Genomic DNA, 19867 nt, shown 5'->3' with positions numbered 1-19867 from the left:
AGCGAGGACAACTTGAGGTGGGCGATCAGTAGCCGGGGCCGTGCGAGTGGCCGTGCCCATGGCCGCCGTGCGAGTGACCGTCGGCCGTGTGCTCGGCCTCTTCCGGCTTCTCCACCACCGCGCTCTGCGTGGTCAGCAGCAGCGCGGCCACCGAGGCGGCGTTGGCCAGCGCGGCCTTCGTCACCTTGACCGGATCGACCACGCCGGCGGCCAGCAGATCGACGTACTCGCCGGTCGCGGCGTTCAGGCCGTGGTTGTCCGGCAGGTCGCGGACCTTCGCCACGACGACGTAGCCCTCGTGCCCGGCGTTGCTCGCGATCCAGCGCAGCGGCTCGTCGAGCCCGGTGCGCACGACCGCCACGCCGGTCGCCTCGTCGCCGTGCAGGCCGAGGTCGCCGTCGAGCGAGGTCGCAGCGTGCACGAGCGCCGCGCCGCCGCCGGCGATGATGCCCTCCTCGACGGCCGCGCGGGTCGCCGAGATCGCGTCCTCGATGCGGTGCTTGCGCTCCTTCATCTCGACCTCGGTCGCGGCGCCGACCTTGATGACGCCGATGCCGCCGGCGAGCTTGGCCAACCGCTCCTGCAGCTTCTCGCGGTCCCAGTCGGAGTCGGTGTCGTCGATCTCTCGGCGGATCTGCGCCACCCGGGCGTCGATCTCGCTCTTCGCCGCGCTGCCGTGCGTGACCGTCGTCGTGTCCTTCGTGACGACGACCCGGCCGGCGCGGCCGAGCACGTCCAGGCCGGCCTGGTCGAGCTTGAGCCCGACCTCCGGCGCGACGACCTGCGCGCCGGTGACGATCGCGAGGTCCTGCAGGAACGCCTTGCGGCGGTCGCCGAAGAACGGCGCCTTGACCGCGACGGCGGTGAACGTCTTGCGGATCGCGTTGACGACCAGTGTGGACAGCGCCTCGCCGTCGACGTCCTCGGCGATCACCACGAGCGCCTTGCCCGTCTCGACGACCTTCTCCAGCACCGGCAGCAGATCGGCGATCGCGGTGATCTTCTGCGTGGTGATGAGCAGGTACGGGTCCTCGAAGACGGCCTCGCCGGCCTCGGCGTCGGTGACGAAGTACGGGCTGATGTAGCCCTTGTCGAACTGCATGCCCTCGGTGAACTCGAGTTCGGTGGTCATCGTCTGGGCTTCCTCGACGGTGATCACGCCGTCCTTGCCCACCTTGGTGAACGCCTCGGCGATCAGGCCGCCGATGGTCGCGTCCTGCGCGGAGATCGTCGCGACGTGCGCGATCTCCTGCTCGCCGTTGACCGGGTGCGCGGCCTTGTCCAGGGCGTTGTTGACCGCCTCGACCGCGGTGTCGATGCCGCGCTTGAGGGCGATCGGGTTCGCGCCGGCCGCGACGTTCTTCAGACCGGCGTTGACCAGCGCCTGGGCGAGCACGGTGGCGGTGGTGGTGCCGTCGCCGGCGACGTCGTTGGTCTTCGTCGCGACGGACTTCGCGAGCTGCGCGCCGAGGTTCTCGAACGGGTCGTCCAGCTCGATTTCCCGGGCGATGGTCACGCCGTCGTTGGTGATCGTCGGAGCGCCGAACTTCTTGTCCAGCACGACATTGCGGCCCTTCGGGCCGAGCGTCACCTTGACGGCGTTAGCGAGCTTGTCGACGCCGCGCTCAAGCGCGCGCCGGGCGTCCTCGTCGAAGCTGAGGATCTTCGCCATGGCCTTCCTTCTCTCTTGTTCTGTGCACGCTTTTTAGGGCAGCAACCGCCGACGCCCCGGGCCCGCGGGTTCAGCGCGCGCCCGGGGCGGTGTGTCAGCGAGGTGGAAAGTGGCTACTTCTCGATGACGGCGAGGACGTCGCGGGCGGACAGGACCAGGTAGTCCTCGCCGGCGTAACGAACCTCGGTGCCGCCGTACTTGCTGTAGAGCACGACGTCGCCAATGCTGACGTCGAGCGGGACTCGGTTGCCCTTGTCGTCAATGCGGCCCGGGCCGACGGCCAGGACGGTGCCCTCCTGGGGCTTTTCCTTGGCGGTGTCCGGGATGACGATGCCGGAGGCAGTGGTGGTCTCGGCCTCGTTGGCCTGGACGACGATGCGGTCCTCGAGCGGCTTGATGCTGACCTTGGTGGCGGTCACAGTAGGACTCCCCTTGCTTGATGCGAAAAGAAACGGTTCAGGTGGGGGCGGCTGCCGTCGCGGGGGTCAACCTCTCCCGATTGGCACTCTAACGCGACGAGTGCCAACTGTCGAACCTTCCGGCGGGCGGTCACCGGTCAGGAAAACCGGTGCGCGGTCCAGTCGGCCCCGCCGTCAGTCGTGGTCCACAGCGTCCGGCCGTCGCTCGACACCGCGTGGCCGAGCGAGGTGGTCGCGAAGCCGGCGTAGCCGAGCTGGCCCGGGCTGCCGAGCCGGGCGAATCGGCGCCCGCCGTCGGAGCTGCGGTAGGTGCTGTCGGAGCTGACGACGAGCAAGCGCGATGTCGCCGCGGCCAACACGGACACCGGCGCGGCGCCGAGCGCGGACCGCGAAGCGACGTGGAAAGACCGCGCGCCGTTCGTCGACACGGCGATGAAGGAGTTGCGCTGCGCGTCCCGCGGCGTGCAGAGCACGACGAGCGAACCATCGGGCGCGGTGGTCATCGCGGTGCTGTCGACCTCGTTCCGGCCATCCTGCGGGCAAGGCTCGCCGCGGAAGGCCCATCGCCGGCCGCCATCGGTGGAGACGAACAGGCTGGCCCGGGCGCTTTCCGCGCCTCCCGCCGGGTTCAAGTACGTCTCCAGATAGGAGCGCGTGCCGACGCGGGACAGCGCAACGGCGGTTGCCTCGGTCGGCTGTGGCAGCGGGGCCGCACGCCAGCGCAGGCTGCCGACCGGCGCCGTCTGCACCCGGTACGAGCACGCCGGCGGGCACCCAGGCGTGGAGGTGACCACGCGGATGACGTCGCCGTTCAGCGACTCCAGCGCCTCCGCGCTCTGGCCCGGCGCGACGCGCCAGGTGCGCCCGCCGTCCGCGGTGGTGAAGAAGTTCGGGCCGCGGCCGCTTGCACGGTTGCCGTAGAGGTAGCCGACCTTTGCGGTGGCGAAGCGGACGTGCTCGACGCAGGAGCCGGCGCAGGACGCGGCGTTGAACGGGCTCTGCACGGTCGTCACCGGGGTGGGCAACGAGGACCACGTGCGGCCGCCGTTTGCGCTGTGCTCCAGCGCCGAGCAGTCGCTGCCGCTCCCGGACAGGCAGTCGGCGGTGCCGAGCGCCCACGCCTGGTCGCCGACGAACGTGACGTCGGCGATCCGGAAGTTCGTCAGTTTCGGCGCGACCCGGCCGGGCGCACCCGAGGTGGATCCGGACGTGCGCGCCGTGGACGAGACGGGCGGTGACGACGTCGCAGTCCTGGTCGTCGTCCGGGTCACCGTGCCTGTGAGCGGCGCGACCGACGCCGAGCCCGTCCTGCCCCCGCCGGAGGAAGCGGTGCAACCGGCGAGCGCGAGCACAGCGCCGCACAGGGCGGTCAGAAGGATTCTCAATCGCGCCACGATGCGCAATCATGCCCAGCCGGGGCTGAGGCGACGCTCAGCCGAGGGATCGATAGCCGCCGCCCGCGGGGTCGAGCTGCCACACCCGCCGGCTGCGGGTCGGCTTGGGCACGCCGCGCGATTGCAGCAGCCGCCACTGCGGGCGGTGCCAGGTCGTCAGGGGAATGTTCGGCACCGCCTGCACGTACGCCGGCCGCTGCACCGCCGGCAACTTGCCGAGCGCCTTGTCCAGCATCGCGGTGCTCACCTCGCCGCCCGGTCGCACCGTGAACGCCGCGACGAGCTCCCCGCGGCCTTGCGCTGGGACCCCATAGGCGACGACGAGGTCGACGGCCGGGATGGTGCTGAGCGCGAATCTCGCGCCGGAGGGCAGCACGACGCCGGCGGCGGTGTCGACCAGTTCGCCGACCGAGCCCGCCAGCCACAAGTCGCCGTGCTCGTCGCGCAGGAACAGGTCGCCGGTCGAGCGCCAGGCGTCGCCGGCCTCGAAGACGCCGCGCATCGGCACGCCGGCCATCGACTCGCGCGGGTCCACCTTGGCGAGCAGCAGCCCGACCTCGTCCACCGCGCACTCGCGCCCGAGTCCGCGCTCGTCCAGCGCGACCCGGCGGTGTTCGAGGTCGAATGCGGCTACCTTGACCGGCGCGGTGCCGGGCAACGGCTTGCCCATCGACCCAGCGCTGCGGCTGGTGACGTTGGCGAGGATCGTCTCGCCCTCCGTCGAGGCGTAGAACTCGAGCACCTTCACGGTTGGGAAGCGCGCGTTCACCCGCCGCCACAGGTTGCGCGGCATGCCTGAGCCCATGAACATCCGTACCGGGTGGTGCTGTTCGGCTCTGCTCGGCGGCGCGTTCACGACCGGCAGCAGCGAGGCCCAGGTGTAGGACACATGCGTCGCGCCGTACCGGCGGACCTCGTCCCAGAAGGTCTCCGGATCCTCGCCGCTCGCCATCGCGAACCGCGCGCCGCTCGCGACGGCCCCGCCGATGCTCATCAACAGCGCCGACGAGTGGTACATCGGAGTCGTGCTGTAAATGGTGTCGCCCGGCTTCAACGCCGCCGCGGAGGCGGTGCCCAGCGCCGACAGCGCCCAGCGCCGGTTCGTGATCTGCAGCGGCTTGACGCCGGCGCCTTCGCCGGTGAACAGGATGAACGCCACGTCGCCGGCGCGGTGCGGGTTCGGCCGGTACCAGGCGGACAGCTGCACCTCATCCGGGTCGATCCGCTCCAAGTCGACCGCGTCGGCGTGCAGGTCGCGCTGCTCCCCGCCGCCGCCGAGCACCGCCCAGGCCGCGTCCGGCACCTCGTCGCGCCGTTCGACGTGCTCCGGGTCGCAGACGACCCAGGTCGGCCGGCCGAGCGCGGCCTCCCGCGCGACGTCGCCGTCGGGACGCAGCAGCACCGCGGTCGCGCCGAGCCGGCTCAGCGCGGTGACCAGCACGAACGCGCTCGGCCGCATGTCCATCAGCACGCCCACGCGGTCGCCCTGCCGCACGCCGATGCTGACCAGCCCCTTGACCACGTTGTCGACGCGGGCCTTGACTTCTTGCTGGCGGTGGGCGCGGTCGCCGAACAGGAACGCGACGGCCTCCGGCGCGCGCCGCGCCTGCTCGTCGAGCAGCTGGCCCAGCGAGATGCGGGTCGAGGGGTCCAGGTGTTCGATGCGGTTGAGCCGCGGCAGCTGCACCGGCGCCTCGCGCACGACGCTTCGGGCGAGCTTGCCGGCGCGGCGCGCTGAGCCGACGACCACCCGGCCGACGCCGAAACCGAGCTCGGTGGCCTGCGCGACGGCGGTCGCCGCGGTCGTCGGGCGCAGCGGGCGGGTGGGCGCGACGTCCTCGGCCGGCAGGATCGAGGCGGGCAGCACGGGCCGTCTGCCCGCGCGCCAGTCGACCCAGTCCGCGACCGCCGGCCAGCTGATCTCGCGGGCCGTGGAGCCGACGACCAGGCCGAAGTGGCCGGCGGCGAGCGTGGCCTCGTAAATCGCGGCGCGCGGCGCGGCCCGGCCGATCGCGCGCACCGAATCCGGGTGGCCGAAGGTGTCGGACAGGCCGACGAAGGTCAGCACCGGCACCTCGATGTCGGCGAGGGTGACCAGCCGGTCGTCGATGATGAAGCCGCCCTCGAGCATCCGGTTGTGCGTCACGAAGTTCTCGAGGAACTCGGCGATCGCCGGGCCGGAGTACGCCGTCCACCCTTCGGAGTCGAGGAAGCGGCGCTGCCGTTCGCGCGGCAGCAAGGCGTCGCGGTTGTTGAGCGCCAGCAGGAACTGCACCCGGCCCTGCACCGACTTCGCCGGGGTCAACAGCTTGAACGCGGTGCGCGACATCCACGCCGGCACCTGGAAGTTGCGCAGCAGCCCGCTGTCGACGATGTCGGCTGCCAGCCGGGCGACGACGTCCGGCGCGATCGGGATCGGCAGTGGCGCGGTGGCGTCGACCGGCGAGCCGAAAGTGACGATCGAGTCCACCCCTTTGCCGCGGCGATAGGCCGCGGTCTGGTAGGCGAACATGCCGCCCTGCGAGTAGCCGGCCAGCACGACGGCGCGGCCGGTGGCGTCCTCGACCCGGTCGACGGCGTCGCTGACGGCCAGCACGTGGTCGGTCAGGTTGCGCTCCCGACCGCCGGGCTCGAGGTCGGGGTCGCCGAAGTCGACGACCCAGGGGTCGATCCCGGCCGCGTGCAGCGCGGCGACCGCGGAGGTGTCGGGCGCGACGTCCCAGACCTCGGTGCTGATCATCAGCGGCGGGATGAGCACGATCGGCACTGCGTCGGCCGGCACGTCGTCGGCGAAGTAGTGCCGCAGGCGGTAGACGGGCTGCTCGGCCGTCACGGTGTACGGCGAGGGCTCCTCGTCGGTCGCGAGGCCGCCGAAGCGGACCACCTCGGCGACGTTGCGCGCGGTCTGCGAGACCCGGCGGACGTAGCGGACGGCCGAGCCCGGCACGGCGAGCGGGCCGTGGCGGCCGCGCCCGGACAGCTCCAACTCGCCGCCTGCGGGGCGGTCGACTGCCCGGCCGTCGACAACTGTGTCGCCCATGACAAAGAACTGTGCTGCCCGAAGCGGCAGGCCGCAAGCGGACGCCGGCGGTTCCGCGGCGCCGGGGGTCAGCGCGGGACGGGCTCGAAGGGCCACGCGTGCGGCGGCCGGGCGAGCAGCTCGGCCGGGATGTCCTCGACGCCGCGGCCGGTGGGGTCGATGACGACCAGGCGCCCGTCGCCGCTGCGGTAGACGTCGGCCGCTGGATCGGCGCGGGCGAGGACGAGCGCGAGCAGCTCGTCGAGGCGGCCGTCGGCGGCCTTGACCTCCCACATCAGCGTGCGCGGCTGCGGGTTCTCTGACGTCGTCGGGGTCGTCACAGCTGGGCGCTTCGCAGCTCGACGGTGGGCACGGCGGAGAAGTCGAGCGGCGAGGGTTTCGCGCCGTCGCGCACGAGCAGGTCGCCGATCGCGGCGATCATCGCGCCGTTGTCGGTGCACAGCCGCATCGGCGGGACGCGGAGTTCGATGCCGGCGGCGTCGCAGCGTTGTTGGGCCAGCGCGCGGATCCGGCTGTTGGCGGCCACCCCGCCGACGACGACGAGCGTGTCGACGTGCTCGTCCCGGCACGCGCGCAGGGCCTTTGCGGTGAGCACGTCCGCGACCGCCTCCTGGAAGCTCGCCGCGACGTCCGGCGCGGACGCGTCCGGGTGGCCCTCGACGTAGCGGGCCACGGCCGTCTTCAGGCCGGAGAAGGAGAAGCCCAGCGGCGGGTCGTGCGGCCCGGTGAGCGGCCGCGGGAACCGGATGGCGGCCGGGTCGCCGTCGCGGGCGGCCTGGTCGATCGACGGCCCGCCGGGGTAAGGCAGGCCGATCAGCCGGGCCACCTTGTCGAACGCCTCGCCGGCGGCGTCGTCGACGGTGTCCGACAGGTGCGTGATCGGGGTGCGGACGAGGTCGCGCACGCCGAGCAGCGAGGTGTGCCCGCCAGACACGATCAGCACCACCGAGCGCTCGGGCAGCGGGCCGTGCTCGAGGGTGTCGGCCGCAGCGTGCCCGGCGAGGTGGTGCACGCCGTACAGCGGCGCCTCCAGCGCGAGCGCGTAGGCCTTCGCCGCGGCGACGCCGACGTGCAGCGCGGTCGCGAGGCCCGGCCCGGCGGTGACCGCCACGGCGCCGACGTCGGCGAGCGTGATCCCGGCGCGCTCGAGCGCGGCATGCACGGTCGGCGTCATCGCCTCGAGGTGCGCGCGGGCGGCGATCTCCGGCACCACCCCGCCGAAGCGGGCGTGCTCGGCCATGCTCGAGGCGAGCGCGTCGCCGAGCAGCACGCCGTCCTCGACGAGGCCCACGCCGGTCTCGTCGCAGCTCGTCTCGATGCCCAGCACGATGGTCATCGGGGCCGCAGAACAGGCGTCATCGGGGGATCTCCCGGCGCATGGTGACGGCGTCGACGCGGCCGCCGTCGTAGTAGCCGCGGCGCACGCCGACGGCGGCGAAGCCGGCCGACTCATACAGCGTGCGGGCGGCGGCGTTGTCCTCGCGCACCTCGAGGAAGACCTCGACGCAGCCGCGCTGTCGCGCTAGGTCGAGCAGGGCGCCGAGCAGCCGGCGGCCGAGGCCGGCGCGCCGGGCGGCGGGGACGACGCCGACGGTGAGGATCTCGGCCGTCTCGCCGATCACCAGCACGCCGGCCCAGCCGAGCGCGGCGCCCGTCGGGTCCTCGGCGAAGACGTAGCTGCGCGCTCGCCGATCGGCGAGCTCGGCGCGGTAGCTCGCCCGGCTCCACGCCTCGGCGCCGAACATGCCCTGCTCGTAGGGCAGGACCGCGTCGACGTCGGCAAGGGTCATTGGGCGCAGCCGGACGTCGCCCGGGGGCGCCGTGGCGGCGGCGGTCGGCTCGTCGCCGCCGCTCACTGCAGAACCGTCTTCGGCGCGCCGGGCGCGACCGCGTCCGGCCGGCGGAGGTACCGCGGCGTCAACCGCTCGCCGGCCGCGCCGGCCCGAATCCGCGGCGCGGCGGCCCGGGCGAGCGACAGCGCGTCCGGATGCCGCTCGGCCCGGCGGCGCAGTCGCGCCCACGCCTCGGCGTACATCTCGGCGCCGGCCCCGGCCGCCGCCGTGGCGTCCTCGGCCGGGATCTCGGCCGGCCGGCCGACCGCGGGCTCGGTGACCGCGGCGCCCCGCTCGTAGCGCGCCCAGTAGACCTCGCGACGCCGGGCGTCGGCGACGACAAGCAGCCGGGGCTCGTCGGCGGCGGCCACCGCCAGGGCGTCCAGCGAGCCGACGCCGTAGGCCGGCGCGCCGATGGCGTCGGCGAATGCGGCAGCCGTCGCCAGACCCACGCGCAGCCCGGTGTAGGGGCCGGGCCCGACGCCGGCGACGACCGCGCCGATGTCCCGCGGTCGCGCGCCCGCCTCGGCCAGGCAGTCGACGATCGCCGGGGCGAGCAGCTCGCCGTGCCCGCGGGGCGCGACCGGCGCGCGCTCGGCGACGAGCACGACGTCCTGGCCGACCGAGACGACGCCGGTCGTCACGGCCGGCGACGAGGTGTCAATCGCCAGCACGAACACGACTCCTCAGCCTAGTTCCCCCGCCTTGGTGGCTGAGATGGTCGCGTTTTCGGGCGATCAGCGACCAGGTCGGGCACCAGGGCAGGGCAGCCGGGCGAGGCGGTCGGCCCAGTCGCCGCCGACCGGGGTCAGGGCGGCGGTGCGCTCGTCGGAATCCGCGCCGCGCTGCAGATCGATCACCAGCCGCGCCTCGGCCAGCTGCTCGACCAGCCCCGCGCCCCATTCGACGACGGTTGCCGAGTCGGTCACGGCAATGTCGAGGTCAAGGTCGTCCACCTCGGCCAGCGAGCCGAGCCGGTAGGCGTCGACGTGCACGAGCGTCACCCCGCCCGGATCGCGCGGCGGGTGCACCCGCGCGATCACGAAGGTGGGCGAGGCGATCCGGCCCTGCACTGCCATTCCGGCGCCGATGCCCTGCGTCAGCGCGGTCTTGCCGGCGCCGAGCGGCCCGCTGAGCACGACGAGGTCGCCGCCGCGGAGCAGCCTGCCGAGCTCGGCGCCGAAGTCATGCGTGTCCTGCGCGGTCGGCAGGTTTGCGACAAACGTGTTCATGACGAACCGCCGACGTACACCCGCTGCACGCGCGGGCCGATCCGGGTGACGATCTCGTAGTGGATGGTGCCCGCGGCGTCGGCCCAGTCCTGCGCGGTCGGGCCGCCGTCCGCGCCTGACCCGAACAGCACCACCGGATCGCCAGGCGCGACCGGGTGGTCGCCGACATCGACGATCACCTGGTCCATGCAGACCCGGCCGCTGATCGCGAAACGCCTCCCGCTGACCTGCACCGGCCCGGCGTTGCCGGCGTGCCGGGGCACGCCGTCGGCGTAGCCGAGCGGCACGAGCACCAGCGTCGTCGCGCGATCCGTCGTGTACTCGTGGCCGTACGAGACGCCCTCCCCTGCGCGGACCCGCTTGACGTTGGCCGCGGCCGCGCGCAGCGTCATCGCCGGGACGAGCCCGTGCTGACCGGGCACCGGTGACAGCCCGTACACCGCGATGCCGGGACGGACGAGGTCGAAATGCGCGGCGGGCAGCGTGAGCGTCGCCGCCGAATTCGCGATGTGCCGCAGCTGCGGCCGCACGCCGGCGGCTGCCGCGACGTCGAGCGCCGCCTCGAACGCGCGCAGCTGCCGGGTGATCGTCGGGTTGCCGGGCTCGTCGGCGTAGGCGAAGTGACTCCACACCCCGACCACGTCGAGCACGTCTTCGGCCTGCGCCTTCGCCGAGGCGGTGACGAGGTCGGACCAGTCGTCGACATACGCGCCGTTGCGGGACAGTCCGGTGTCGATCTTGAGGTGGACCCGGGCCGGGCGGCCGGCTTCGCGTGCGGCCGCGACGACGGCGTCGAGCTGCCAGCGGCCGCTGACCGACAGGTCGACGTCGGCGGCGAGCGCCCGGCGCACGGTCGCGGCCTCGCCGGGCGTCCACAGCCAGGCCAATAGCGGCACGGTGAGTCCGGCGGCACGCAGCGCCACCGCCTCGTCGACGATCGCGGCGCCGAGCCACGTGGCGCCGCCGGCAAGCGCCGCCCGGGCCGCCGGCAGCAGTCCGTGGCCGTACCCGTCAGCCTTGACGACGGCCATCAGCTCGGCGCTCGTGCCGGCCTTCAGGGTCGCGACGTTGGCCGTGATGGCGGCGAGGTCGACGACCGCTTCGGTGCGCAGCACGCGTCCATTCTCGCCGACCGGCCCACAGTGGTCAGTTGCGCGGGTCAGTGGTCACTTGCAGCCGACCACTGACCGCGCAACTGACCACTGTCAGGACGGCGGAGGTCGTCGGGCGGCCGCGTTCAGCCGGCGGCGATCGTGCGCAGCGCCTCGCGCACGGCGTGCAGCACGTCCAGCGAGGACGGCGGCCCGTCACTTGCCGCCACCTGGGCGGCCACGCCGTGCACGTACGCCCCGACCGCGGCGGCGAGCGGCGGCTCGAGCCCGGTCGCCAGCAGCGAGCCGATCAGCCCGCTCAGCACGTCGCCGCTGCCGGCCGTGCCGAGCCACGGCGTGCCGGTGCGGTTGATCCAGGCTCGGCCGTCCGGCGCGGCGACGACCGTCGCGTCGCCCTTGAGCAGGACGGTCGCGCCGAGGTCGGCGGCCGCGGCGCGCGCGCTCGCCAACCGGTCGGCCGACGGCGCTCCGGCGATGCGCGCGAACTCCCGGTCGTGCGGCGTGAGCACCGTCGGCGCCGACCGGCCGCGCAGCAGGTCAGGGTGCTTTCCCAGCACCGTGAGGCCGTCCGCGTCCACCAGCACCGGCACGTCGGTGGACAAGACGTCGGCGAGCAGCTCGCGCGCGTCGTCGTCGGTCCCGGCGCCCGGGCCGGCCACCCAGGCCTGCACCCGCAGCTCGCTCGGCTTGGCGCCCTCGTGCACGACCACCTCGGGATACCGCGCCCGGATGGCATCGGCCGCCCCACCGGCGTAGCGCACCATCCCCGCGCCGCCGGTGATCGCGGCGCCCGTCGACAGGACGCCGGCGCCGGGATAGTCGCTCGAGCCGGACACCAGGCCGACGACGCCGCGGGTGTACTTGTCGTCGGCGGCGGCGGGCGCGGGCAGCAGCGCGGCGACGTCCGGCGCCTCGAGCACGAACGTCCGACCCGCCGGGAGCGTTGCGCCCAACCCGATGTCGACGAGCCGCAGCTCGCCGACCTGCGCCACCCCGGCGCCCGCGACGAGGCCGGCCTTCAACGCCCCGAACGTCACAGTGACGTCGGCGGACACGGCGTGCTCGCCCGCGGCGCCGGTGTCCGCGTCCACCCCGGACGGCACGTCCACGGCGACCGTCAGCGCGCCGCGCGCCGCCGCGGCCAGCGGAACCGCAGGCGCGCGCAACCCGCCGGCGCCGCCGATGCCCACGATGCCGTCCAGGACAAGATCAGCGCCGCGCACGAAGTCGGCGTCCGGCGCGACCGCGCGGCCGCCGGCGCGCAGCAGCGCGGCACGTCCGCCGGCATGCGCGCGGTCGGGGTCGAGCAGCAGCGCGGTCACCGCAGCGCCTCGCCGCGCGAGCAGGGCGCCGGCATAGAGAGCGTCCCCGCCGTTGTTGCCGCCGCCGACCAGCAGCACGACCTGCCGGCCATAAACGCCGCCGCGCTCGCGCAGCAGCCGGGCACATTCGACGGCAAGCCCGGCCGCCGCGCGGGCCATCAGGGCGCCATCGGGCAACCCGGCCATCAGCTGTTCCTCGGCGTCCCGGACCTCGGCAACGGTGTAGACGGTGCGCACCCGCCCTTCCTACCCGCACCGCACGGCCGCCCGCCCATCGCCGCCCACCCATCGCCGCTCCCACCACAGACTTGTCCGCGCTACGTCGGCGTCACGCCCGACGACACGCGGACAACTCGCGAGAGGGGGTCAGCTCTCCGCGATCACCGTCGCCGCCGCCACCCCGCCGTCGTGCGACAGCGACACGTGCAGCCGGCCCACGCCGAGCGAGTCCGCGCGCGCCTGCACGGTGCCGCGGATGGCTAGCCGCGGCCGGCCGGCGTCGTCGACGAGCAGCTCGGCGTCTATCCACGACATCCCCCCGCCCGCGCCCAGCGCCTTCGCCAGCGCCTCCTTCGCCGCGAACCGGGCGGCAAGCGACTCGGCGGTCCGCGGCGCGCCGGCCGGCGTGCTGCGCTCGGCGGCGGTGAACAGCCGCGCGGCAAGCGCGGGCGTGCGGCGCAGCACGGCGGCGAACCGTTCGACCGGCACCACGTCGATGCCCACGCCGACGACCGGCACGCCGGTCAGGCCGTCGGCGACACGGCCACCGGCTCGCCCGGCGCCGGGGCGTAGTCCGACAGGTGGCCGGGGAACGCCGAGACGGCCGGGTTGAGGTAGGCGGCGGCGTTGTTGACCGCCGTCGCGACCTCGCCGAAGCCGGTGGCGATCAGCTTGACCTTGCCGTCGTAGTCGACGATGTCGCCGGCCGCGTAGACGCCGGGCACGGTCGTGCGGCCCGCGGTGTCGACCACGATCTGCCGCTTCTCGATCCGCAGCCCCCATTCGAGCAGCGGTCCCAGGTTCGCGGTGAACCCGAGCGCGGCGACGAGCTTGTCGCAGTGCAGCGTGCGCGGCGCGTCCGCGCCCTTGACGCTCACCTCGACCTCGGACACGTCCGGGTCGCCGCGGACGGCGGAGATCTGGGCGTCGGTGATCAGCTCGACGCTGGACGCCTTCAACAACTCGACCGAGTGCGGGTGCGCGCGGAACTCGCCGCGGCGGTGCACGACGGTCACCGAGGCGCCGATCGGCTCCAGCAGCAGCGCCCAGTCGATCGCGGAGTCGCCGCCGCCCACGACGACGATGTGCTGATCGGCGTACGCGGTCGGGTCCGGCACGAAGTGCACGAGTCCGCGGCCGAGGTATTCCGCGCCGGTCGGCAGCGGCCGCGGGGTGAACGTGCCGATGCCGCCGGTGATCACGATGGCGCGGCACTCGATGCGGTGGCCGGACGCGGTCGTGATCGCGAACGAGCCGTCCCCCCGCTCGAGGCCGACAGCCTGATGGCCGAGGCGGTAGTCGGGTTGGAACGGCGCCGCCTGCTCGAGCAGCTGCTCGACGAGGTCGCGGCCGCGGATCGCCGGGAACCCGGCGACGTCGAAGATCGCCTTCTCCGGGTACATGGCGGTGATCTGCCCGCCCGGCTCCTCGAGGGAGTCCAGGACGGCCGTCGACAGCGTCCGCACGCCGGCGTAGTACGCGCCGAACAGGCCCACCGGCCCGGCGCCGACGATGACGAGGTCGACTGACGAGAGCGAGCCGCGCAGCACAGGCGTCACAGCCGGCAGCCTAGCGACTCACTCGACGGTCACTGACTTCGCCAGGTTCCGCGGCTTGTCGATGTCATAGCCGCGGGCGCGGGCGATCTCCGCGGCCAGGATCTGCAGCGGCAGCGTCGTCACCATCGGCGAGCACAGCGTCGGCACCCGCGGGACCTCGATGAAATCCGCCGCCAGGCGCCGCGCGGCGACGTCGTCGGCCTCGGCCACGATGATCGTCCGCGCGCCGCGCGCCCTGACCTCAGCAACGTTGGAGAGCATCTTCTGATGCAACACCGGCCGGCCGGCCGGCGACGGCATGACCACGACGACCGGCAGCCCCTCCTCGACCAGCGCGATCGGGCCGTGCTTGAGCTCGCCGGCCGGGAAGCCCTCGGCGTGCATGTAGGCGAGCTCTTTGAGCTTGAGCGCGCCTTCGAGCGCGACCGGGAACCCGACGTGCCGACCGAGGAACAGCACCGCCTTCGCCTGCGCGATGTCGCGGGCGAGTTCGCGGACGCCGGCCATCGCCGCGAGCGTCTCGGCGATCGCGGCGGGCATCGCGCACAGCGACTCGTACTCGCGGACGATCTCATCGCCGTACTTGGTGCCGCGCGCCTGCGCCAGCGCGAGCCCGACGAGCTTCACTGCCGCGACCTGAGCGAGGAACGTCTTCGTCGCGGCGACGCCGATCTCCGGCCCGGCGTGGGTGTAGAGGACGGCGTCGGACTCGCGCGGGATCTGTGCGCCGTTGGTGTTGCAGATCGCCAGCACCTTCGCGCGCTGCTCGGCGGCGTGCCGCACCGCCTCGAGGGTGTCCGCCGTCTCGCCCGATTGGCTGATCGGCACGACGAGCGTCTGCCGGTCGAGCACCGGGTCCCGGTAGCGGAACTCCGAGGCCATCTCCACTTCGACCGGGATCCGCGTCCAGTGCTCGATCACCTGCTTGGCGATCAGGCCGGAGTGGTAGGCCGTGCCGCACGCCACCATGAACACCTTGTCGATGTCGCGCAGCTCCTGCGGGTCGAGCCGCTGCTCGTCCAGCACGATCTGGCCGTCGACCAGGTGGCCGAGCAGGGTGTCGGCGACCGCCTTCGGCTGCTCGGCGATCTCCTTGAGCATGAAGTACTCGTAGCCGCCCTTCTCGGCGGCGGTCAGATCCCAGGTGATGTGGAACGGCGCCCCCTGCGCGGGCTCGCCGGCGAAGTCGGTGATGGTGTAGCCGTCTCGGCGGATCTCGACGATCTGGTTCTGCCCGAGTTCCACGGCGTCGCGGGTGAACTCGATGAACGCGGCGACGTCGCTGCCCAAGAACGTCTCGCCCTCGCCGACGCCGAGCACCAGCGGTGAGTTGCGGCGGGCGGCGACGACGACGTCCGGCTCGGCAGTGTCGAGCAGGACGAGGGTGAAGGCGCCCTCAAGACGACGGCAGACGGCCCGCAGCGCATCGGCGAGCGAGCGGGCCCCGGCGGCGAGCGCCGCCTCGACCAGATGCGCGACGACCTCGGTGTCGGTCTCGCTGGCGAACTCGACGCCGTCCCGCTCGAGTTCGGCGCGCAGGTCGGCGAAGTTCTCGATGATGCCGTTGTGCACGACCGCGACCCGGCCGGCCGCGCCGGCGTGCGGGTGGGCGTTGCGGTCGGTCGGCGCGCCGTGCGTGGCCCACCGGGTGTGGCCCATGCCGGTGTTGCCGCGAATCGGGTGGTCGTCGAATTCGCTGGCGATCAGCTTGTCGAGATTCTCGATCCGGCCGGCTTTCTTGGCCACCTGCAACTGCGCGCCGTCCAGAATCGCGACGCCGGCCGAGTCGTAGCCGCGGTACTCGAGGCGCCGCAGGCCCTCGACCACGACGTCGAGCGCCGAGCGCGGTCCGACGTAACCGACGATGCCGCACATCCGCCCAGCTTAACCGGGCGGTCAGCTCCGGGACGGGAGCTTTGGCCCCGTCGCGGCCCGTGTCTCGGCGCGCCACCCCGCCGCGCGGCCAAGAACGAGCGGGGCACTAGCGTGCTGTCGTGCTTGATCGCCGCGCCTGGGAACGGCCGGGCGCCGTCGAGGTCGCTCCCGGAGTGCACCGGATCCCGCTGCCCCTGCCGAACGACGGGCTGCGCGCGGTCAACGTCTACGCGATCGTCGACGGCGACGGCGTGGTGCTGATCGACGCCGGCTGGGCGCTCGACGAGGCGCGGACACGGCTCGCCGCGGGCCTCGGCGAGATCGGCTTCGAGCTCGGCGACGTCCGGGAGTTCCTGGTGACGCACGCCCACCGCGACCACTACACCCAAGCCGTCGTGCTCCGACGGGTGTTCGGCAGCCGGGTGTCGCTCGGCGCGGGCGAGCGCGAGTGCCTGCGCCTCGTCCGATCGGAGTCGGGCTCGGCGCACAACGCCAGCCGGCTGCGCGAGGCGGGCGCGGCGGACATCGCCCGGCAGGCCGAGGCGTGGCGCGAGCGGGCTGACCCGGAGGAGTGGACGGACCCGGACCGCTGGCTCGACGACGGCGTCGAATTACCACTTTCCACCCGGACGCTGCGGGTGATCGCGACGCCCGGCCACACCCGCGGCCACGTCGTGTACCTCGACTCGGCCAACCAGGCGCTGTTCAGCGGCGACCACGTGCTGCCGCACATCACGCCCTCGATCGGCGTCGAGCCGAACCGGCCGCCCTCGCCGCTGCGCGACTACCTCGCCTCGCTCGCGCTGGTCCGCGCGCTGCCCGACGCCCGGCTGTTCCCGGCGCACGGCCCGGTCGCCGAGTCGGTGCACGAGCGGGTCGACGAGCTGCTCGCCCACCACGCCGACCGGCTCGAGGCGACCGCCGGGGTCGTCGACCACGGCGCCGAGACGGGTTTTGAGGCCGCGCGCGCGCTGCCGTGGACGCGGCGCGGCCGGCGCTTCGACGACCTCGACCTGTTCAACCAGATCCTCGCGGTGCAAGAGACGATGGCGCACCTGCGGGTGTTGGTCGACCAGGGCGCGTTGACCCGGTCCGACGTCGATGGCGTGGCCCATTTCGCGCGGATCTGAGCCGGCGTAGCTTCAGCCCGGTGCCCTCACGACGCGCTTCCACACTTCTGTCCGGCCGCAGGTCTCAGTCCGGCCCGGCGCGGCGCTTCGACTACGTGATCGTCGGTGCCGGTTCGGCGGGTTGTGTGCTCGCCAATCGGTTGAGCGCTGACCCGTCTGTGTCCGTGGCCGTCGTCGAGGCCGGACCGCCGGACCGCAGCGTCAACATCCGGCTGCCGCCGGCGTTTCCGAAGCTGTTCCACACGAAGTACGACTGGGACCTGTTCACGACCTCCCAGCCGGAATTGAAGGCGCGCGAGCTGTACTGGCCGCGCGGGCGGACGCTCGGCGGCTCGTCGTCGCTGAACGCGCAGATGTGGGTCCGCGGCGCGGACGCCGACTACGACGAGTGGGCCGCCCATGCGCCGGGCTGGGGCTTCGCCGACGTCCTGCCGTACTTCCGGCGCGCGGAGAACCGGGTCGGCAGCAACGCCGGGGACGTGTACGGAACCGGCGGCCCGCTCTACATCGAGGAGCTGCGCGACCCGAATCCGATGCGGGCGGCGTTCTTCGAGGCGTGCGCCCAGGACGGCTTCGACCGGCTGCCCGAGCTGAACGTGCCCGGTATCGACGGCTACGCCCCGACGCCGGTGACCCAGCGCCGCGGCCGCCGGTGGAGCGCGGCCGACGGCTACCTGCGCCCCGCGCTCAAGCGGCCGAACGTCACCCTGTTCGTGAACTCCCTGACCGAACGGGTGTTGATCGAGGACGGCCGCGCCGTCGGGGTGCGGATCGCCGGACCGGGCGGCGGCGCGACGCTGCACGCCAGCCGCGAGGTGCTCGTCTGCGCGGGCGCGGTGCACACGCCGCACCTGCTGCAGATCTCCGGCGTCGGCGACCCGGACGTCCTCGCCGCCGCCGGTGTCCCGGTCGTTGTCGCGAGCCCCGGCGTGGGCAAGAACCTGCAGGATCACCTGTCCGTGCCGGTCATCATGTTCACGCCCGCCGGGGGCACTCTGGTCGACGCCGAGAAGCCGATCAACCTGATCAAGTTCCTCGCCCAGCGCAAGGGCATGCTGACGTCGAACGTCGGCGAGGCGGTGCTGTTCGGGCGCTCGGAGCCCGAGGTCGAGCATCCGGACCTGGAGTTCATCTTCGCCCCGGCGCCGTTCATCGACCACGGCCAGGCGACGCCGCCCGGCCACGGCATCACGATCGGCGTCATCCTGCTCCGGCCGGAATCGCGCGGGACGGTGACGGTGCGCTCGGTCGACGCCCGGGTGCCCCCCGTGGTCGACGCCGGATACCTCACCGCCGCCAAGGACCTCGAACGCCTGGTCGCCGGCTGCCTGATCTCGCAACGGCTGTTCGAGACCAGCGCGCTGCGCGGCCATGTCGGGGAGACGATGATGCCGGCGCCGGGCCAGACAGACCTCGCCGAGTACGTGCGGACGGCGGCCGAGACGCTCTACCACCCGTGCGGCACTTGCCGGATGGGCGCCGACGACGACGCGGTCGTGGACGAGCAGCTGCGGCTGCGCGGCCTCGACGGCCTGCGCGTGGTCGACGCGTCGGTGATGCCGCGCATCATCCGCGGCCACACGCACGCGCCGACGGTGATGATCGCCGAACGGGCCGCGGACCTGATCCGGTCCACCGGTTGAGCACGCTCAGCCAGCGGCGGCGGCCGGTGTGCTGCCGGTCGAACTCGACGGCGGCGTGCTGCTGGCCGAGGTGGCCGGCGAGCTGACCGAGCTGCTCGTGGTCGGCGGCTTGCTGGAGGGCGGCTTGCTGCTGGAGGTTTGCGGCTCGCTCGATTTGGTCGACGAGTGGCTCGACGTCGACGGTTCGGAGCTGGTCGTCCGCGCAGCGGAGGACGTCGGCTTCGAGGTCGAGGAAGGCGACGGCGACGGCGACGGCGACTGCGAAGGGCTTCCGCCGGATCCGCCCGACGAGCTCGCCACCAGGTAGGCGAGCAGCCCGCTGAGCAGCAGCACCGCAACGATCACGATGATCACCGCCACGCCACGACGACCCGAGCTACCCGGGCCGCCCGCGCTGCCCTGGGCGCCGACGGGCCGCAGGACGGGCGGAAGGACTGGCGGGCCGGCCGCCGCGTAGGGCAACGCTCCGTGCCGCAACGCGGTCGTGGGGGCATCCGCACCGTAGGGCGGCGCCGACGGGTGCGCGCCGGGGTCCGCGCCGCGCAACGTGCGCGCCACCTGGCTGGCGGTCGGCCGCGCGGCGGGGTCCATCGCGGTCATGGCGGCCAGCAGCTGCGGCCACGGCGGCGGCAGCGTCGCGGGGATCTCGGGCGCGCGGGTGAGCCGGGCGACCATGGTCTCCAGCACCGGTCCGTCGAAGCTGCGCCGGCCGGTGAGCGCCTCGATCAGCACCAGGCCGAGCGCGTACACATCGGCCGCCGGATCCACATCGCCGCCCCGCGCCTGCTCCGGCGCGAGGTAGGACGCGGTGCCGAGCGTCATCGCCGCCGAGGTCATCCGCGGGCTGCCGACCAGCCGGACGACGCCGAAGTCGGACAGCCGGGCGCGCACCCCGCTGGGGTCGTCCGGATCGTTGTCGGCGCCGAGCAGGATGTTTGCCGGCTTGACGTCGCGGTGCACCAGGCCTTGCGCGTGGACGTAGCCGAGCGCGGCGGCGATCTGGGCGCCGATCGCGCGGACCTCGGCCGGCGGCATCGGCCCCTCGCGCAGCCGCACCGAGAGGTCCGTGCCGTCGACGAGCTCCATGACCAGGAAGCTCGGCCCGTCGTCGGACATCGAGCCGTCGTAGAGGGTGATCAGATTGGGGTGGTTCAGCCGCGCCAGCGATTGCAGCTCGAGCGCTCGCCGGGCGCCTGGGGCGCTGGCGACGGTGTCGGCCGGCTCGTCAGTCACCGAGCGGAACAGCTTGACGGCGACGTCGCGGTCGAGCAGATCGTCGTGGGCGCGGAACACCTGGGCCATGCCGCCGCTGCCGATCTGGTCGAGCACGCGGTAGCGGTTCGCGAGCAGCCAGCCCGACGGGTTCGGCTCGCTGGGCATCGGCTGGGTGCGCGGGCCCGCGTCGTCCGGGTCCATGA

General features: G+C 73.4%; 17 protein-coding genes. 2 read left to right on the top strand and 15 right to left on the bottom strand.

Annotation, left to right across the window (positions count from 1 at the left end; genetic code table 11):
• Nucleotides 1–25: 25 nt before the first annotated feature.
• The 14 genes from groL to glmS all read right to left on the bottom strand — a co-directional run bounded on the left by groL (nucleotide 26) and on the right by glmS (nucleotide 15676).
• Nucleotides 26–1672, bottom strand: a complete 1647-nt coding sequence (gene groL, locus ACFFBG_RS16420) for a chaperonin GroEL (RefSeq protein WP_375480630.1) — start codon at nucleotides 1670–1672, stop codon at nucleotides 26–28.
• Nucleotides 1673–1785: 113 nt separating this feature from the next.
• Nucleotides 1786–2091, bottom strand: coding sequence for a co-chaperone GroES (gene groES, locus ACFFBG_RS16415; RefSeq protein WP_375480629.1), 306 nt, complete (start codon nucleotides 2089–2091; stop codon nucleotides 1786–1788).
• A 137-nt stretch (nucleotides 2092–2228) separates the two neighbouring features.
• Entirely contained in the window at nucleotides 2229–3476 is a 1248-nt protein-coding gene (locus ACFFBG_RS16410) for a hypothetical protein (protein ID WP_375480628.1), read from the bottom strand.
• Nucleotides 3477–3522: 46 nt separating this feature from the next.
• Nucleotides 3523–6525 (bottom strand): AMP-binding protein, encoded by a 3003-nt coding sequence (locus ACFFBG_RS16405; RefSeq protein ID WP_375480627.1) that lies wholly within the window; start codon nucleotides 6523–6525, stop codon nucleotides 3523–3525.
• A gap of 68 nt (nucleotides 6526–6593) precedes the next feature.
• On the bottom strand, nucleotides 6594–6845 hold the full coding sequence (locus tag ACFFBG_RS16400) for a hypothetical protein (protein WP_375480626.1): 252 nt from the start codon (nucleotides 6843–6845) through the stop codon (nucleotides 6594–6596).
• Nucleotides 6842–7861 (bottom strand): tRNA (adenosine(37)-N6)-threonylcarbamoyltransferase complex transferase subunit TsaD, encoded by a 1020-nt coding sequence (tsaD, locus tag ACFFBG_RS16395; protein ID WP_375480625.1) that lies wholly within the window; start codon nucleotides 7859–7861, stop codon nucleotides 6842–6844. Before tsaD ends, ACFFBG_RS16400 begins: the two co-directional genes overlap by 4 nt.
• Before the next feature lie 19 nt (nucleotides 7862–7880).
• Nucleotides 7881–8381, bottom strand: a complete 501-nt coding sequence (gene rimI / locus ACFFBG_RS16390) for a ribosomal protein S18-alanine N-acetyltransferase (RefSeq protein ID WP_375480624.1) — start codon at nucleotides 8379–8381, stop codon at nucleotides 7881–7883.
• Nucleotides 8378–9031, bottom strand: a complete 654-nt coding sequence (gene tsaB, locus ACFFBG_RS16385) for a tRNA (adenosine(37)-N6)-threonylcarbamoyltransferase complex dimerization subunit type 1 TsaB (protein ID WP_375480623.1) — start codon at nucleotides 9029–9031, stop codon at nucleotides 8378–8380. Before tsaB ends, rimI begins: the two co-directional genes overlap by 4 nt.
• Before the next feature lie 63 nt (nucleotides 9032–9094).
• The gene (gene tsaE / locus ACFFBG_RS16380) at nucleotides 9095–9589 is read right to left on the bottom strand and encodes a tRNA (adenosine(37)-N6)-threonylcarbamoyltransferase complex ATPase subunit type 1 TsaE (protein WP_375480622.1); all 495 of its coding nucleotides are present in this window, start codon (nucleotides 9587–9589) and stop codon (nucleotides 9095–9097) included.
• On the bottom strand, nucleotides 9586–10704 hold the full coding sequence (gene alr / locus ACFFBG_RS16375; RefSeq protein ID WP_375480621.1) for an alanine racemase: 1119 nt from the start codon (nucleotides 10702–10704) through the stop codon (nucleotides 9586–9588). Before alr ends, tsaE begins: the two co-directional genes overlap by 4 nt.
• A gap of 122 nt (nucleotides 10705–10826) precedes the next feature.
• Nucleotides 10827–12260 carry an NAD(P)H-hydrate dehydratase gene (locus ACFFBG_RS16370; RefSeq protein ID WP_375480620.1) on the bottom strand — a complete coding sequence of 478 codons (1434 nt, stop codon included), beginning with the start codon at nucleotides 12258–12260 and terminating at the stop codon, nucleotides 10827–10829.
• A 129-nt stretch (nucleotides 12261–12389) separates the two neighbouring features.
• Complete coding sequence (locus ACFFBG_RS16365) at nucleotides 12390–12761, bottom strand: holo-ACP synthase (protein ID WP_375480619.1); 372 nt, start codon at nucleotides 12759–12761, stop codon at nucleotides 12390–12392.
• Nucleotides 12762–12766: 5 nt separating this feature from the next.
• Complete coding sequence (locus ACFFBG_RS16360; RefSeq protein WP_375480618.1) at nucleotides 12767–13801, bottom strand: NAD(P)/FAD-dependent oxidoreductase; 1035 nt, start codon at nucleotides 13799–13801, stop codon at nucleotides 12767–12769.
• Nucleotides 13802–13819: 18 nt separating this feature from the next.
• Nucleotides 13820–15676, bottom strand: a complete 1857-nt coding sequence (glmS, locus tag ACFFBG_RS16355) for a glutamine--fructose-6-phosphate transaminase (isomerizing) (RefSeq protein ID WP_375480617.1) — start codon at nucleotides 15674–15676, stop codon at nucleotides 13820–13822.
• 119 nt (nucleotides 15677–15795) lie between these two features.
• On the opposite strand from glmS, the gene ACFFBG_RS16350 reads away from it, so the two are divergent.
• Together ACFFBG_RS16350 and ACFFBG_RS16345 are read left to right on the top strand one after the other, a co-directional pair.
• Nucleotides 15796–16806, top strand: coding sequence for an MBL fold metallo-hydrolase (locus ACFFBG_RS16350; RefSeq protein ID WP_375480616.1), 1011 nt, complete (start codon nucleotides 15796–15798; stop codon nucleotides 16804–16806).
• Between the two features lie 47 nt (nucleotides 16807–16853).
• Complete coding sequence (locus ACFFBG_RS16345) at nucleotides 16854–18449, top strand: GMC family oxidoreductase (RefSeq protein WP_375480665.1); 1596 nt, start codon at nucleotides 16854–16856, stop codon at nucleotides 18447–18449.
• Between the two features lie 6 nt (nucleotides 18450–18455).
• On the opposite strand, the gene ACFFBG_RS16340 is transcribed toward ACFFBG_RS16345, so the two are convergent.
• Nucleotides 18456–19865: a serine/threonine-protein kinase gene (locus ACFFBG_RS16340; RefSeq protein WP_375480615.1), complete on the bottom strand. Its 1410-nt coding sequence runs from the start codon at nucleotides 19863–19865 to the stop codon at nucleotides 18456–18458.
• Nucleotides 19866–19867 lie beyond the last annotated feature (2 nt).

This window comes from uncultured Jatrophihabitans sp. (assembly GCF_964251945.1).
GTDB lineage: Bacteria > Actinomycetota > Actinomycetes > Mycobacteriales > Jatrophihabitantaceae > Jatrophihabitans.
Note: the sequence above shows the minus strand (reverse complement) of the source record. Positions and strands in the feature narration are given on the sequence as shown.

What these genes read in the sequence shown, in the direction of transcription:
- ACFFBG_RS16405 (WP_375480627.1), bottom strand. Translation starts at nt 6,525, where the DNA reads ATGGGCGACACAGTTGTCGACGGCCGGGCAGTCGACCGCCCCGCAGGC.
- ACFFBG_RS16340 (WP_375480615.1), bottom strand. Translation starts at nt 19,865, where the DNA reads ATGGACCCGGACGACGCGGGCCCGCGCACCCAGCCGATGCCCAGCGAG.
- tsaD (WP_375480625.1), bottom strand. Translation starts at nt 7,861, where the DNA reads ATGACCATCGTGCTGGGCATCGAGACGAGCTGCGACGAGACCGGCGTG.
- tsaE (WP_375480622.1), bottom strand. Translation starts at nt 9,589, where the DNA reads ATGAACACGTTTGTCGCAAACCTGCCGACCGCGCAGGACACGCATGAC.
- glmS (WP_375480617.1), bottom strand. Translation starts at nt 15,676, where the DNA reads ATGTGCGGCATCGTCGGTTACGTCGGACCGCGCTCGGCGCTCGACGTC.
- groL (WP_375480630.1), bottom strand. Translation starts at nt 1,672, where the DNA reads ATGGCGAAGATCCTCAGCTTCGACGAGGACGCCCGGCGCGCGCTTGAG.